We start from the raw sequence: 13,686 nt of genomic DNA, 5'->3' as shown, positions 1-13,686 counted from the left end.
AATGCCAAGAGATATTCAAGCCAAACTGCTGATCGTCGACGATCTGCCTGAGAATCTGTTGGCCCTGGAAGCGCTGATCCAGCGCGATGACCGCGAGGTGTTCAAGGCCTTGTCGGCGGACGAAGCGCTGTCGCTGCTTTTGCAACATGATTTTGCCTTGGCGATCATCGATGTGCAGATGCCGGGCATGAACGGTTTCGAACTGGCCGAGTTGATGCGCGGCACGGAAAAGACCCGCAGTATCCCGATCATCTTTGTCAGCGCGGCCGGCCGGGAGCGCAACTACGCGTTCACCGGCTACGAAAACGGCGCGGTGGACTTCCTGCACAAGCCGCTGGATACCCATGCGGTCAAAAGCAAGGTCAATGTGTTCGTCGAACTTTATCGCCAGCGAAAGGCGATGAAGGAGCAAGTGCTTGCCCTGGAGCAGAGCCGCCGGGAGCAAGAGCTGTTGCTTGAGCAATTGCAAGCCACTCGCGGCGAGCTGGAGCAGGCCGTGCGCATGCGCGATGACTTCATGTCGATCGTCGCCCACGAAGTCCGCACGCCACTCAACGGCCTGATCCTGGAAACGCAGTTGCGTAAAATGCACTTGGCGCGGGACAACGCCGCCGCCTTCACCCTGGATAAAGTGAAGGCGATGGTCGAGCGCGACGAACGCCAGATAAAGAGCTTGATCCGTTTGATCGAGGACATGCTGGACGTATCGCGGATCCGCACCGGCAAGTTGTCCATCCGTCCGACCCGTTTCAATCTGACGGCGCTGGTTCAAAACCTGCTGCACAACTTTCAACCACAGATCAGTGCCGCCGAATGCACCGTGACTTGTACCGCCGAACCTTCGGTGGAAGGGCATTGGGATGAGTTTCGTATCGAGCAGGTGGTTTCGAACCTGCTGACGAACGCGTTGCGCTATGGCTGCAAGAGCCCGATTGAGGTGCGCGTTTACCAGACGTCGGAGCATGCCTGTATCGAGGTCCAGGACCACGGGATCGGGATCAGCGAAGAGAACCAGAAGCGTATTTTTCAGCAATTCGAACGGGTGTCGTCCAAGGCCGCCGCCGCCGGCCTGGGCCTTGGGCTGTTCATTTCCGAGCAGATCGTCACCGCCCACGGCGGCATCATCACGGTCAACAGCCGCCTCAACGAAGGGGCGTTGTTTCGCGTTTGTCTGCCTTTTCAGAAAACTGGCGAACGGACGCAACCTCTGAGCGACCCCAGGGTCGTATCAGCAGCTATTGATTCAACAAAGGCTTCTCATGAGTGAAGATGCGCAAGACGTTGTATTGATCGTCGAGGATGACCCTTCGATCCTGATGGTGCTGTCGGCCTATCTTTCCGGGGAGGGGTATCGGGTGCTGCAGGCTGAAAACGGCGAGCAGGCGTTCGAGATCCTGGCGAGCAAGCCTCATCTGGACATGATGATTACCGACTTCCGTCTGCCCGGGGGTATTTCCGGGGTGCAGATCGCTGAGCCGGCGGTGAGGTTGCGTCCGGACCTGAAGGTTATTTTCATCAGTGGCTACGCCCAGGAAGTGCGCGAGACGGATAGCCCCATTACCCGCAAGGCGCCGATTTTGGATAAACCGTTTGATTTGGATGTGTTGCAGGGGATTATGCAGGGGATGTTGTCTTAGTTTTGTTTCTGCGGTTGACTGGGGTATACGGCTGATTGGGTACATATCCGTTTCTGTGGTAATTGCTGCTGGAGGTTCCGCCCTTACGGCGGCTTACTTTTTTTCAGACGCCAAAAAAAGCAAGCAAAAAAGGCTTCGCCCCACCACTCGGCACCTCGCCGAGGCTCGGTGTGCCCTCACGCAGGCCAGCGTGGTTAACGGGGCGTTAAGATCAAGATCAAGATCAAAATCAAAAGCGGTGCCACGCCTCAAACCTTGATCATCTCCCGCACCTTCGCCGTCAACAAATCAAAGGTAAACGGCTTGGTGATCATTTGCATGCCCGGGTCAAGAAAACCACCGCGCACCGCCGCGTGTTCAGCGTAGCCAGTGATGAACAATACCTTGAGGTCAGGGCGGATCTGGCGGCCTATTTCGGCCAGTTGTCTTCCGTTCATGCCGGGGAGCCCCACGTCGCTGATCAGCAGGTCGATGCGCTGGTTCGATTGCAGGATCGGCACCGCGCCGTTGGCGTCGCCGGCCTCGACGAAGGCGTAGCCCAATTCGCTGAGCACCGCGCTGACCAGGACCCGCACCGCTGGGTCGTCTTCAACGATCAATACGGTTTCGCCATCTTGCGCATAAGGCGCCTGTGGGACGACGACTTGCGGTTCGTGCATTTCTTCGCCGATGAAGCGCGGCAGGTAGAGATTCACGGTGGTGCCGTTGCCGACCTCGCTGTTGATGGTCACGTGTCCGCGTGACTGCTTGCTGAACCCATAGATCATCGAAAGCCCAAGGCCCGTGCCCTGGCCGATGGGCTTGGTGGTGAAGAAGGGGTCGAACGCGCGATGCATCACCGCTTCGGGCATGCCGCAACCGGTGTCCTGAACGCTCAACACCACATAGTCGCCGGGCTCGAGGTTGCTGTAGGCGTCGGTAAAACCGGTGTCCAGGTATTTATTGAAGGTCTGTACCACCAGCTTGCCGCCGCCGGGCATGGCATCGCGGGCGTTGAGGACCAGGTTGAGCAGGGCGCTCTCCAGTTGGTTGGGGTCGGCTTCGGCGATCCATAGGTGTTCGTCGAGGCGCATTTCCAGGGCGATGCTTTCGTTGAGGCTGCGCTGAAGCAGTTCGCCCATTGACAGCACCAGGGTATTCATCTGCACGGCCTTGGAATCCAGCGACTGGCGGCGGGAGAAGGCCAGCAGCCGGTGGGTCAGGCCCGCGGCGCGATTAGCCGAGGTCACGCCCAGGTCTATCAGGCTGTCGAGATCTTCGGTGCGACCTCGCGCCAGGCGTCGACGCAGCAGTTCGAGGCTGCCGATGATGCCGGTGAGCATGTTGTTGAAGTCGTGGGCGATGCCGCCGGTGAGCTGGCCGACCGCCTCCATTTTCTGCGATTGGCGCAGGGCTTCCTCGTTGTGACGCAGTTGGGCGGTACGCTCCTCGACTTGCTGTTCCAGCGTTTCCAAGGTGTTCTGTAGGCGTTGTTCGCTGGTGCTCAGGTCGATCAGGCGGTCCCGGGCTTCGTATTGCCTTCGGCGGCCGCGCAGGGCGGTGGTCACCAGGCTGACGAGCGTCACCGGGTGGAACGGCCGCTCCAGGAAGGTCACATTGCCCAGTTGTGTGCCGATACGTGCGACTGGGTTGTGCTCCGGCCCCCCGTGGTGCGTCAGCAGGACGATGGGCAGGTCGGACCATGCCGGTTGCTGCTCGATGTATTGGAGCAGGTTCTCCAGGTCGGGCCCTACCAGCGCTTCCGAGGAAATCACCAGCAGGCCCGCCCCGTGTTCCAACTCTTCACACAAATGACCCAGATGACTGCATACAAGGCCATTAAAGCCGGCCTCGTTGAGAATCATCAGGGCAATCTGGCTGTCCCGTCCCAGGGGCGCGAGAATCAGCGCCCGCTCGGACAGTGGCTCGCCCGACGTCACTGGGGATCATCCTCAAGCAACGGGTTTCCCGCTCCCATATAGGTTGGCACTCCGCGCAATACGCCTTGGAACGCTTCCAGCGGTTCACCGATGGTCATGCCCTGCTTGTTGATGCGGTATTCGCGGATGGTGGATTCATGGCTGCCGGTGCGTTTCTTGATGATGGAAATGGCCCGGCGAACCTTGCCCAGCGCCTCGAAATAACGCAATAGGATGACGGTGTCGGCCAGGTAGGTGATGTCCACCGGCGCTTGCATGTCCCCCACCAGGCCGTGTTGGGCGACGGTCATGAACGTCGCCGCGCCTTTGCGGTTGAGGTAGAGCAACAGCTCGTGCATGTGCAGAACCAAGGCGTTTTCTTCGGGCATGGCGGCCTGATAGCCATTGATGCTGTCGATGACCACGGTCTTGATGTCGCCTTCGTTGACGCAACGGCGTACCCGGTGGGAAAACTCGCCGGGCGAAAGCTCGGCCGCATCGACCTGTTCGATCAGCAGATTGCCGGTATTTTGCAGTTCCAGCAGGTCGATGCCGATGTGCTTCATGCGCTCGAACAGCAGCCCCAGCTCTTCATCGAAAATGAACAGTGCGGCTTTTTCGCCGCGATGCACCGCTGCCGCCGCGAAAATCAAGGAAATCAAGGATTTGCCGGTACCCGCCGGGCCAAGAATCAGCGTGCTGGAGCCGGTCTCGATGCCGCCCCCCAGCAGGGCGTCCATTTCCTTGATGCCACTGGACAGTTGCTGGCGCACGTACTGGCCACGGTGTTCGGCGGCCACCAGGCGAGGGAATACATGCACGCCATCGCCCATGATGGTGAAGTCGTGGTAGCCGCCACGGTATTTCTGCCCACGGTACTTGACCACCCGCAGCCGACGCCGCTCGGCACCGTAGCTGGGGGTCAGTTCTTCAAGGCGGATAACGCCGTGGGCGACACTGTGTACGGTCTTGTCCAGAGACTCGGTGGTCAGGTCATCCAAGAGCACTACCGTAGCGTCGTAGCGCACGAAATAGTGCTTGATCGCCAGGATCTGCCGGCGATAGCGCAGGGAACTCTGCGCCAGGAGGCGGATCTCCGAGAGACTGTCCAGCACGACGCGGGTCGGCTTGACGCGCTCGACCACTTCGAAGATCTGCCGGGTCGCTTCGCCCAGCTCCAGGTCCGAGGAGTACAGCAGGCTTTGCTGGTGCTCGGCATTGAGCAGGCTCTCGGGCGGGGTCAATTCGAAGATATGGATGTTTTCATCCAGGGTCCAGCCATGGGAGGCTGCGCCCTGGCGCAGTTCACGCTCGGTTTCCGATAGCGTGATGTACAACGAGCGCTCGCCGGCCTTTGCGCCGGCTAGCAGGAAGTGCAACGCGACCGTGGTTTTGCCAGTGCCCGGTTCTCCCTCCAGTAGGAACACATGGCCTCGGGACAAACCACCGGAAAGGACGTCGTCCAGCCCTTCGATACCGGTGGCGGCTTTTGCGCTGATCAACTCGTTAGATGTAATCAAAAATAACCCTCTCATGACTAGGGAAGTAGGCAGCTGGCGGGTTAGCGCCTGAAATGAACTGCCTGAACACTTGACCTTCGGCAGTCATGGCGGTTCCGCTTCCTTTGACAAAACGCGTACTGTTGCACAACTTTCGGTATACGCCTATTGCCCTATAAACCTTGTTGTATTGCCGGGTCGTCGGGGTTCAGTTGTTCCAGCTGGGCCAACAGCACCTGGACATGCTGCAACTGACCGGTCTCCTTCCAATAGTTGATCAGCAACACCCGGGCGTTGCGGTCGGCGGGGTAGCGCTGGACGATTTCCTGCAACTGTTTCTGCGCCGCTTCCACTTCCTGCTCTTCATGCAGCGTAGTCGCCAGATCAAAACGGTATTGCCGGTTATCAGGCTCCAATTCCACCGCCACCGCTTTCGCCAAGCCTAGCACCGCGTATTCACTCTGGCCGTGCTGCAACAGCCACATGCCCAGCGCATGTTGCAGATAAGCCGATGCCGGCTGCGCTTGCAACTGCCGAGCGAGCAACTGGCGGGCGGCTTCTCCCTGGCCTTGTTTATCCAGCACATCGACCTGCATGACCAGCGCCGGCAGGTTGTCGGGTTGCAGGCGCAGAAGATGCTCCAATGCCTGTTGGGCTTTTTCCAGTTCGGCGTCATGCCTGTACAGCCGGGCAAGCTGAAAGAGGGATTCGGGGGAGGGTGGGCTGTCGTTCAACGACTGCTTCCAGGTATCGACGGCGATCTGCATCGCACCGAAATACAGCCCAAGTTCATCGGGTGACAGCCCCAGCAATGCATTTACGGCGGCGAACCGGACATCCGGGTCGTTTTCATCCAGGAGCGGGCCGAGCAGCAGGCTGCGCTGGGCGTTCGGCACCAGCCCGACGATGCTGCCGATCGCCGCGCGGCGGACCTGCGGCGATTCGCTGTGCAAATCCGCCTGCGCCAGTTTCAACGCTTGGGGGCTTGGATAGTTGGGCAGTTCGCCGTGCAGCCATACCCGGCGCTTGGGGGAGAGGTCCGGGCGTCCCAGTTGCTGGTAAAGCATCCGCGCCGCCCCTGGCTGTCCGTTGCGGGCGCTTTCCAATGCTTCGCTGTAACCACGCTTGATGGCCTCGGGAATCTGCGGTGGGGCATTGCGCAGCCATATCGCGACGAGACCGATTGCCAAGACAACCGCAAGCGTGAACAGCAGGTAGCGGCGAGACGAAGACATGCAGGTAATCCATAACCAGGAGCGTGAAATGCCGCAAGCTTCGGTCAGGTCCGCGTTTGAGTCAAACCTGTAATCGCGGTGAGGGACCCGCGGGTGCGAGCCTGCTCCCACAATGGATTCTGACATCCATAAAAAAGCCCCGCGTCCGAATGAGGCGCGGGGCAAACAATTGGTTGGTTGCGGCCAACCAAAGGAGCTCGGTTGGGAAGGGTGTCAGTTGCTGGCGACGGTTTCCGGTTGCCAGCCGCCGCCCAGGGCCTTGTAGATCGCGACGATGCCGCGATACAGGTCCACTTCGGCCTGGGCCTGGCTGTCTTCGGCCGCCAGGCGTTCACGCTGGGCGTCGAGCAACACGAGGAAATCCTCAGTGCCTTCGCGGTAGCGGATTTCGGCCAGGTCGGCGGCCGCGCGGCTCGATTCGCTCTGGCGGATCAGCGAGATCAGGCGCTGTTGGCGTTTGCCGTAATCACTGAAGGCGTTTTCCGACTCTTCCAAGGCCAGCAGCACTTGTTGTTCATAGTTCGCCAGTGCTCCGTCGGCGTCGGCGCTGGCGCCGCGTAAGCGAGCCCGCACGCTGCCCAGGTCAAAAGCGGCCCAGGTAATGCTCGGGCCCAGCGCCCAGGCGTTGGCGGCCGAGGAGCCGATCTGCGAACCACGTCCGGCGGTAAACCCGAGGAAACCGCTCAGACTGACCCTAGGGAACAGGTCGGCCTTGGCCACGCCGATGCGCGCCGTGGCGGCTGCCAGTTGACGCTCGGCGCTGAGGATATCGGGACGGCGTTGCAACAATTGGCCCGGATCGCCAATCGGCAGAGCCTTGGCAATGGCTGGCAGCTGTTTAGGACTCAAGTCCACGCTCAGCTTGTCCGGGCGCTCGCCCAGCAATGTCGCAATGCGGTTGCGCTGACGCGCCTGTTCGGCCTGCAGTTGCGGCACGCTGGCTTCCACCGCGGCCAAACGAGCGTCGGCACGCACCACGTCGAGCTGATCGCCGACGCCGGCATCACGCAGGCTTTCGGTGATCTTGCGGGACGCCTGCTGGTTCTCCAGGTTGGCCAGGGCGATTTTCTCCCGAAGCTGCGCGCCACGCAGTTGGCCGTAGGCGTCCACCAGCTCGGCGATTATGGTCACCTGCAGTTGGTAGAGATCGGCTTCGACGGCCTGCTGGTCGGCATCGGTCGCTTCCAGGTTGCGCTGGATGCGTCCGAACAGGTCCAACTCCCAGGCCATGTCCAGGCCCAGGTCATAACGCTCGGAGTTGACCCGATCGTCCGTCTGCCCCATCGGGTTCTGGCCTTTGCCCAGTTCGCTGCTGGCGCGGCTGGTGATGGTCGGCATGGCGTCATTGCTGGCGTCGTCGCGAATCGCCCGGGCAGCCCGCAGGCGGGCGAAGGCCACGCGCAATTCCCGGTTGCCTTCCAGAGAACGCGTCACCAGCGAGTTGAGGGTCGGATCGTCGAACTGCTGCCACCAGACGCCTTCGAAGCGGGCGCGGTCGAAGTTCTTCTGGCCGGCGGCGCCGTCGGTGGCGGTGGTGATATTCGCCGCCTCCGTTTGCGGTGCCTTGTAGTCCGGGCCTACGGCGCAGGCACTCAGTGCAAGCATCAGCAGGCTCGGCAGGAACGCTTTCAAACTCATTGTTGCGCCTCCAGTTTCAGGGCCCGGGCCGCTTTGCGGGCCTCGCTGCGCTCGACGAAATTACGGATCAGTACGTAGAACACCGGGGTGAGCAGCAGGCCGAAGAAGGTCACGCCGAGCATGCCCGAGAACACCGCCACACCCATGGCGTGACGCATTTCCGCACCGGCGCCGCTGGAGAACACCAGGGGAACCACGCCCATGATGAAGGCGAAGGAGGTCATCAGGATCGGCCGCAGACGCAGGCGGCACGCTTCGAGGACCGCCGCCAGCGGGCTCATGCCTTCGAGCTGTTTATCCTTGGCGAACTCGACGATCAGAATCGCGTTCTTACAGGCAAGTCCTACCAATACGATCAAGCCAATCTGGGTGAAGATGTTGTTGTCGCCACCGGACAGAATTACCCCGGTAATTGCCGACAGCAGCGTCATCGGTACGATCAGGATTACCGCCAATGGCAGGCTCCAACTTTCGTATTGCGCGGCGAGCACCAGGAACGCCAGCAATACGCAGAGCGGGAACACGAACAGCGCAGTGTTGCCCGAGAGGATCTGCTGGTACGTCAGGTCGGTCCACTCGTAGGTCATGCCATTGGGCAGTTCGTCATTGAGCAGTTTCTCGATGGCTTTCTCGGCCTGGCCGGAGCTGTAGCCAGGGGCGGCGGCGCCGTTGATTTCAGCGGTGATGAAGCCGTTGTAGTGCATCACGCGGTCAGGCCCCGAGGTGTCGCTGACCTTGATGAAGGTCGCCAGCGGGATCATCTCGCCACGGTTGTTGCGCACCTTCAGTTGGCCGATCTGGTCCGATTCGAGACGGAACTGCTGCTCGGCCTGGACATTGACCTGGTAGGTGCGGCCGAAACGGTTGAAGTCGTTGGCATACAGCGAACCCAGGTAGATCTGGAGGGTGTCGAAGATGTCGCTGACGGCCACGCCGTGGGTCTTGGCCTTTTCACGGTCGATGGCGGCATCGACCTGGGGTACGTTCACGGTGTAGCTGGTGAACAATCCGGCCAGTTCCGGCACGTTGTGGCTCTTGGCGATGATGTTCATGGTTTCTTTGTACAGCTCGTCGTAGCCCAGGTTGCCCCGGTCTTCGATTTGCAGGCGGAAACCACCGATCGTGCCCAGGCCTTGCACCGGCGGGGGCGGGAAGATCGCCATGTAGGCTTCCTGGATTTCCGAGTACTGGCCGTTCAAGGCACCGGCGATGGCGCCGGCCGACATGCTCGGGTCCTTGCGCTCGTCGAAAGGCTTGAGGGTCACGAACACGATGCCGGCGTTCGGGCTGTTGGTGAAGCCGTTGATCGACAGACCAGGGAAGGCCACGGCGCTTTCCACGCCAGGCTGCTTGAGGGCCAGGTCGGACATGCGCTTGATCACATCTTCGGTGCGGTCCAGGCTCGCGGCGTCCGGCAGTTGGGCGAAGGCCACCAGGTATTGCTTGTCCTGGCCAGGCACGAAACCGGTCGGCGTGTTGGAGAAGCCGAAGAAGGTCAATACCATCAAGCCTGCGTAGACGATCAGGGCAATCCCGCTGCTGCGGATCACCCGAGCGACAGTACCCACGTAGCCATGGCTGGCACGTTCGAAGAAGCGGTTGAACGGACGGAACAGCCAGCCACCAAAGACCCGGTCCAGGAATCTGGAGAAACGGTCCTTGGGTGCGTCATGCCCCTTGAGCAAAACTGCGGCCAGGGCCGGCGACAGGGTCAACGAGTTGATCGCCGAGATCACCGTGGAGATCGCAATGGTCAGGGCGAACTGCTTATAGAACTGACCGGTCAGGCCGCTGATGAACGCCGCAGGAACGAAGACCGCGCAGAGCACCAGGGCGGTGGCGATGATCGGGCCGGTCACTTCGCCCATGGCGCGCTTTGTCGCCTCCACGGGGGTGAGGCCCAGTTCGATGTTCCGCTCGACGTTCTCCACCACCACGATGGCGTCGTCCACCACGATACCGATGGCCAACACCAGGCCGAACAGCGAAAGGGCGTTGAGGGAGAATCCGAACAGGTGCATGACCGCGAAGGTACCGATCAGCGAAACCGGTACGGCCACCAATGGGATGATCGAGGCGCGCCAGGTCTGTAGGAACAGGATGACCACCAGCACCACGAGGATCAGCGCTTCGAACAGGGTATGCACCACCGCTTCGATGGAGCCACGGACGAAGATCGTCGGGTCATAGACAATGCTGTAGTCCATGCCGGCCGGGAAGCCTTTCTTCAGCTCGTCCATTTTCTCCCGAACATCGTTGGAGATCTGGATGGCATTGGAGCCAGGACGCTGGAAGATCGGGATTGCCACCGCCGGCTGATTGTCCAGCAGCGAGCGCAGGGCGTATTGGCTGGAGCCCAGCTCCACCCGAGCGATGTCCTTCAGGCGAGTGATTTCACCGTTGGCGCCGGAACGAATGATGATGTTCTCGAATTCTTCCTCATTGACCAGGCGGCCTTGGGTATTGATCGAGAGCTGGAAGGCCTGGGCATTCGGTGCCGGCGGCGCACCCAGGGCACCGGCAGCGACCTGGCGGTTCTGCTCACGAATCGCGGTCACCACGTCGGTGGCGGTCAGGTTGCGCGAAGCGGTCTTGTTCGGGTCCAGCCAGACCCGCAGGGAATAGTCACCCATGCCGAACAGCTGCACATCACCCACGCCACCCAGGCGCGCCAACTCGTCCTTGATGTTGAGCAAGGCGTAGTTGGACAGGTAGAGCATGTCGTAGCGTTTGTCCGGCGAGGTCAAGTGCACGACCATCGTCAGGTCGGGCGACGCCTTGTCCACCGTGATGCCGATGCGGGTCACTTCCTCCGGCAGCTTGGGCTCGGTGCGGGTGACACGGTTCTGCACCTGCACCTGCGCGTTATCCAGGTCGGTGCCCAGAGCGAAGGTGATGGTCAGGGTGATCTTGCCGTCGGCGGTGGATTGCGAGGACATGTACAGCATGTTCTCGACGCCGGTGATGGCTTGTTCCAGGGGCGCGGCGACGGTTTCGCCGATGACCTTGGGGTTGGCGCCCGGGAAGTTGGCGCGCACCACTACGGTAGGCGGCACGACTTCCGGATATTCGCTGATCGGCAGTTGGAACAGCGAGATAGCGCCGGCGATCAGAATCAACAGCGAGAGCACCGCTGCGAAGATCGGCCGCGAAATGAAGAACTGGGAAAATTTCATCTTGAGTTCAGTCCCTTAACCGCGTGGGGACGCAGAGGCCAGTTTGCCTGCCGCTCCGGACGCTGCCTTGGAGGGCGCGACCTGGGGCAGATTGCTGGCTTCGAGCGCTTTGCGTTGTTGTGCCAGGGCGGCGAGGGTCTGCTCGCTGGCCATCGGCACGGTTTCAGGCGTAACCGGCGAACCCGGACGGGCCCGTTGCAGCCCCTTGACGATAATGGTGTCGTCCTTGCTCAGGCCGTTGCGCACGATGCGCAGGCCTTCGATCTTTGGCCCCAGCTCGACAGCACGGTAGGCCGGCTTGTTCTCGCCATCCATCACCAGGACGAATTTCTTGCCCAGGTCGGTGCCTACGGCTTCGTCGTTGATCAGCACGGCGGAATAGGTGCCGCTGCCCACCAGCTTCAGTCGGGCATAAAGGCCTGGCGTGAAGGCGCCGTCTTTATTGTCGAACACCGCGCGACCACGGATCGTGCCGGTCTGTGGGTTGACCTGGTTGTCGACGAAGTTCATCTGGCCCAGGTGCGGATTGCCGTCTTCGTTGGACAGGCCCATGTAGACCGGCGTGGCTTGGCCGCGCTGGCCTTGGCGGGCAAGTTGGGTGTACTTGAGGAACACACGCTCGTCGGCGTCGAAGTAGGCGTAGACCTTGTCGGTGGACACCACACTGGTCAACGGCGTGACGTCGGCGGTCACCAGGTTGCCGGCGGTGATTTCCGCCCGGCTGACACGACCGTTGATGGGCGAGGTAACTCGGGTGAAGCTGAGGTTCAGCTTGGCCAGGTCCAGCTGCGCTTGAATACCTGCCACGGCGGCGCGGGCTTCCTGTGCAGCGGTCGTACGCGAATCCGCCAGTTCAGCGGAAATCGCATTGCTCAGACGCAGGCGTTCGCCACGTTGGGCCTCGTTCTCGCTGCGGGTCGCGGTGGCGCGGGCCTGGGCCAGTTGCGCTTCGAGACGACGCACTTCCGCCTGGAAGGGGCGGGGGTCGATCTGGAACAACAGGTCGCCTTTCTTGACCAGGGCGCCTTCGGTGAAAGCAACTTGATCGATCTGCCCCGAAACCCGCGGGCGAATCTCGACGGTTTCCGGCGCTTCGAGGCGCCCGGTGAATTCATCCCATTCGTTGACGGGCTGCTCCAGCACCTTGGCCACGCTGACTTTGGCCGCCGGCATCGAAGCTGCCGTATCGGGAGTCTTACCGCAAGCGCTGATCACCAGCACCGCCAACAGTGCGAGGGGAAAGCGCAATTTAGAAAGTGAATGTTCCATGGATAGCATCCGCCAAGTGTATTGAGATGGGCGGATGATGCGTGTCGAGGCGCAGAGGAACGAATCGAATGAAACAAAGGTAACTATCATCCGGAATGATATAAGTCATCAACGAGGCCTCTATCGCGGGGCTTTCGTTAGTTGGCTATCAATCCAGTTGATATCCCTTCAGGTGGTTCGCAAGACTGATGCCACCGCCCGCTCGGCGATGTAACGGGACATAAAGATCATGGATACGCTTGATCGCCCCTTCATTGCGCAACGCTTCCACCGCGCCGCGCAAATCCTCGACGAGTTTCGCCGAGCATTGCCTGGAGCACGCGAGATAGAGGTCGGCACTGCTGCCCACTGAACTCATGAGCAGCTTGCGCTTGGAAACTTTTGGCCAGATATATCGGCTTTCGGGCACGCCGTTGAACCAGGCATCGATGCGCCCCATCAGGAGCATTTGGGCAGGGTTGTCGCCGATGGCCAACGGGTAGATCTGGTCGTCCCGGAAGCCCTCGGTGCGCAGGATTTCCTCTTGCGCGCTACCCAGGCCGACGCCCACCTTGCGAAAGGTTTCTTTCGCTTGGGCAAAGCTGCCGACCTTATGATCGAGGCTGAAGAACGCGCGCTCCATGGGCATGATCGACGAGATCCAGGTGAAGCGGGTTTCTCGCCCCGGAATGCGCGACAGCGGCGCTATCAAGAAGTCATGCTCCTCACTGACGTGCTTTTGCGCCCTGGCCCAGGGAAGCACATGGATCTTTACCGCATACCCGGCGCGGGTGATCGCCTTCACGGCGACATCGCCGACAATGCCGTGGCCCCTGGGGTCGTTGAGCAGTGTCAACGGGGGCGCGTCGAGGATGTGCAGTTCAATGACCCGGGGCTCGCCGCACGCGCTATCGACAGCCAGGAGCAGGCAGAGCAGCGACAATACGCTGGTACGGTCATTCAATACGCGGGTGATCCGGCTCATGATCGTTACTTCAGGCATTGAAAGGCGCGCCATTCTATTGAGGGAGGCGGCGCGCAAATAGCCTCCTGCTGTCCAAAAGCAAGCAGCACCCGACCGAGGGCACGACATTATTATTGGCTACACGTCGGCCTGTCCCTTGGCCTGACGACGTGTACCTGAAGGTATAGATCATCCGGAAGACAAAAGCCTTGAACTTCGCATGGCGGCAACCGCTCCCAAGATAGACGCCGCGAAACCCGGCTTGAAAATGGGTTTGCGTCATTCCTCGTTTGTAAGCCTCTCCCTCGCGTCTCGGGTGTCAACCGCGCACCGACGTCGGCAACGCTTCGTTGTAAACCGTATCTGTAGGCCATTTTCCGACAGCTTGTGA

9 protein-coding genes are annotated in these 13,686 nt (G+C 60.8%); 2 read left to right on the top strand and 7 right to left on the bottom strand.

The features are described from left to right. Window position 1: 1 nt before the first annotated feature. Both J3Q04_RS13395 and J3Q04_RS13390 read left to right on the top strand, forming a co-directional pair. Window positions 2–1,267 carry a hybrid sensor histidine kinase/response regulator gene (locus tag J3Q04_RS13395; RefSeq protein WP_434611303.1) on the top strand — a complete coding sequence of 422 codons (1,266 nt, stop codon included), beginning with the start codon at window positions 2–4 and terminating at the stop codon, window positions 1,265–1,267. Further along, window positions 1,260–1,637 (top strand): response regulator, encoded by a 378-nt coding sequence (locus J3Q04_RS13390; RefSeq protein ID WP_030142671.1) that lies wholly within the window; start codon window positions 1,260–1,262, stop codon window positions 1,635–1,637. Before J3Q04_RS13395 ends, J3Q04_RS13390 begins: the two co-directional genes overlap by 8 nt. 248 nt (window positions 1,638–1,885) lie before the next feature. On the opposite strand, the gene J3Q04_RS13385 is transcribed toward J3Q04_RS13390, so the two are convergent. The 7 genes from J3Q04_RS13385 to J3Q04_RS13355 form a co-directional block, all read right to left on the bottom strand. Continuing rightward, the gene (locus J3Q04_RS13385; protein ID WP_434611306.1) at window positions 1,886–3,556 is read right to left on the bottom strand and encodes a response regulator; all 1,671 of its coding nucleotides are present in this window, start codon (window positions 3,554–3,556) and stop codon (window positions 1,886–1,888) included. Continuing rightward, window positions 3,553–5,055 carry an ATPase domain-containing protein gene (locus J3Q04_RS13380; RefSeq protein WP_434611308.1) on the bottom strand — a complete coding sequence of 501 codons (1,503 nt, stop codon included), beginning with the start codon at window positions 5,053–5,055 and terminating at the stop codon, window positions 3,553–3,555. Before J3Q04_RS13380 ends, J3Q04_RS13385 begins: the two co-directional genes overlap by 4 nt. Before the next feature lie 152 nt (window positions 5,056–5,207). After that, window positions 5,208–6,269 carry a hypothetical protein gene (locus J3Q04_RS13375; protein WP_434674606.1) on the bottom strand — a complete coding sequence of 354 codons (1,062 nt, stop codon included), beginning with the start codon at window positions 6,267–6,269 and terminating at the stop codon, window positions 5,208–5,210. A 213-nt stretch (window positions 6,270–6,482) separates the two neighbouring features. Further along, the gene (locus J3Q04_RS13370) at window positions 6,483–7,907 is read right to left on the bottom strand and encodes an efflux transporter outer membrane subunit (protein ID WP_434611311.1); all 1,425 of its coding nucleotides are present in this window, start codon (window positions 7,905–7,907) and stop codon (window positions 6,483–6,485) included. After that, on the bottom strand, window positions 7,904–11,083 hold the full coding sequence (locus tag J3Q04_RS13365) for an efflux RND transporter permease subunit (protein ID WP_420766874.1): 3,180 nt from the start codon (window positions 11,081–11,083) through the stop codon (window positions 7,904–7,906). The genes J3Q04_RS13370 and J3Q04_RS13365 overlap by 4 nt, the downstream gene beginning before the upstream one ends. 15 nt (window positions 11,084–11,098) lie before the next feature. Next, on the bottom strand, window positions 11,099–12,352 hold the full coding sequence (gene mexE / locus J3Q04_RS13360; protein WP_420766875.1) for a multidrug efflux RND transporter periplasmic adaptor subunit MexE: 1,254 nt from the start codon (window positions 12,350–12,352) through the stop codon (window positions 11,099–11,101). A 148-nt stretch (window positions 12,353–12,500) separates the two neighbouring features. After that, complete coding sequence (locus J3Q04_RS13355; RefSeq protein ID WP_434611576.1) at window positions 12,501–13,316, bottom strand: substrate-binding periplasmic protein; 816 nt, start codon at window positions 13,314–13,316, stop codon at window positions 12,501–12,503. Between the last annotated feature and the right edge of the window lie 370 nt (window positions 13,317–13,686).

The organism is Pseudomonas sp. D4-21 (assembly GCF_051132125.1).
Lineage (GTDB): Bacteria > Pseudomonadota > Gammaproteobacteria > Pseudomonadales > Pseudomonadaceae > Aquipseudomonas.
This window is presented reverse-complemented; position numbering and strand designations above follow the sequence as displayed.

Excerpts from the sequence above, each read along its gene's own strand:
- J3Q04_RS13375 (WP_434674606.1), bottom strand. The coding sequence starts at position 6,269 with ATGTCTTCGTCTCGCCGCTACCTGCTGTTCACGCTTGCGGTTGTCTTG.
- J3Q04_RS13370 (WP_434611311.1), bottom strand. The coding sequence starts at position 7,907 with ATGAGTTTGAAAGCGTTCCTGCCGAGCCTGCTGATGCTTGCACTGAGT.
- mexE (WP_420766875.1), bottom strand. The coding sequence starts at position 12,352 with ATGGAACATTCACTTTCTAAATTGCGCTTTCCCCTCGCACTGTTGGCG.
- J3Q04_RS13365 (WP_420766874.1), bottom strand. The coding sequence starts at position 11,083 with ATGAAATTTTCCCAGTTCTTCATTTCGCGGCCGATCTTCGCAGCGGTG.
- J3Q04_RS13390 (WP_030142671.1), top strand. The coding sequence starts at position 1,260 with ATGAGTGAAGATGCGCAAGACGTTGTATTGATCGTCGAGGATGACCCT.
- J3Q04_RS13355 (WP_434611576.1), bottom strand. The coding sequence starts at position 13,316 with ATGAGCCGGATCACCCGCGTATTGAATGACCGTACCAGCGTATTGTCG.
- J3Q04_RS13395 (WP_434611303.1), top strand. The coding sequence starts at position 2 with ATGCCAAGAGATATTCAAGCCAAACTGCTGATCGTCGACGATCTGCCT.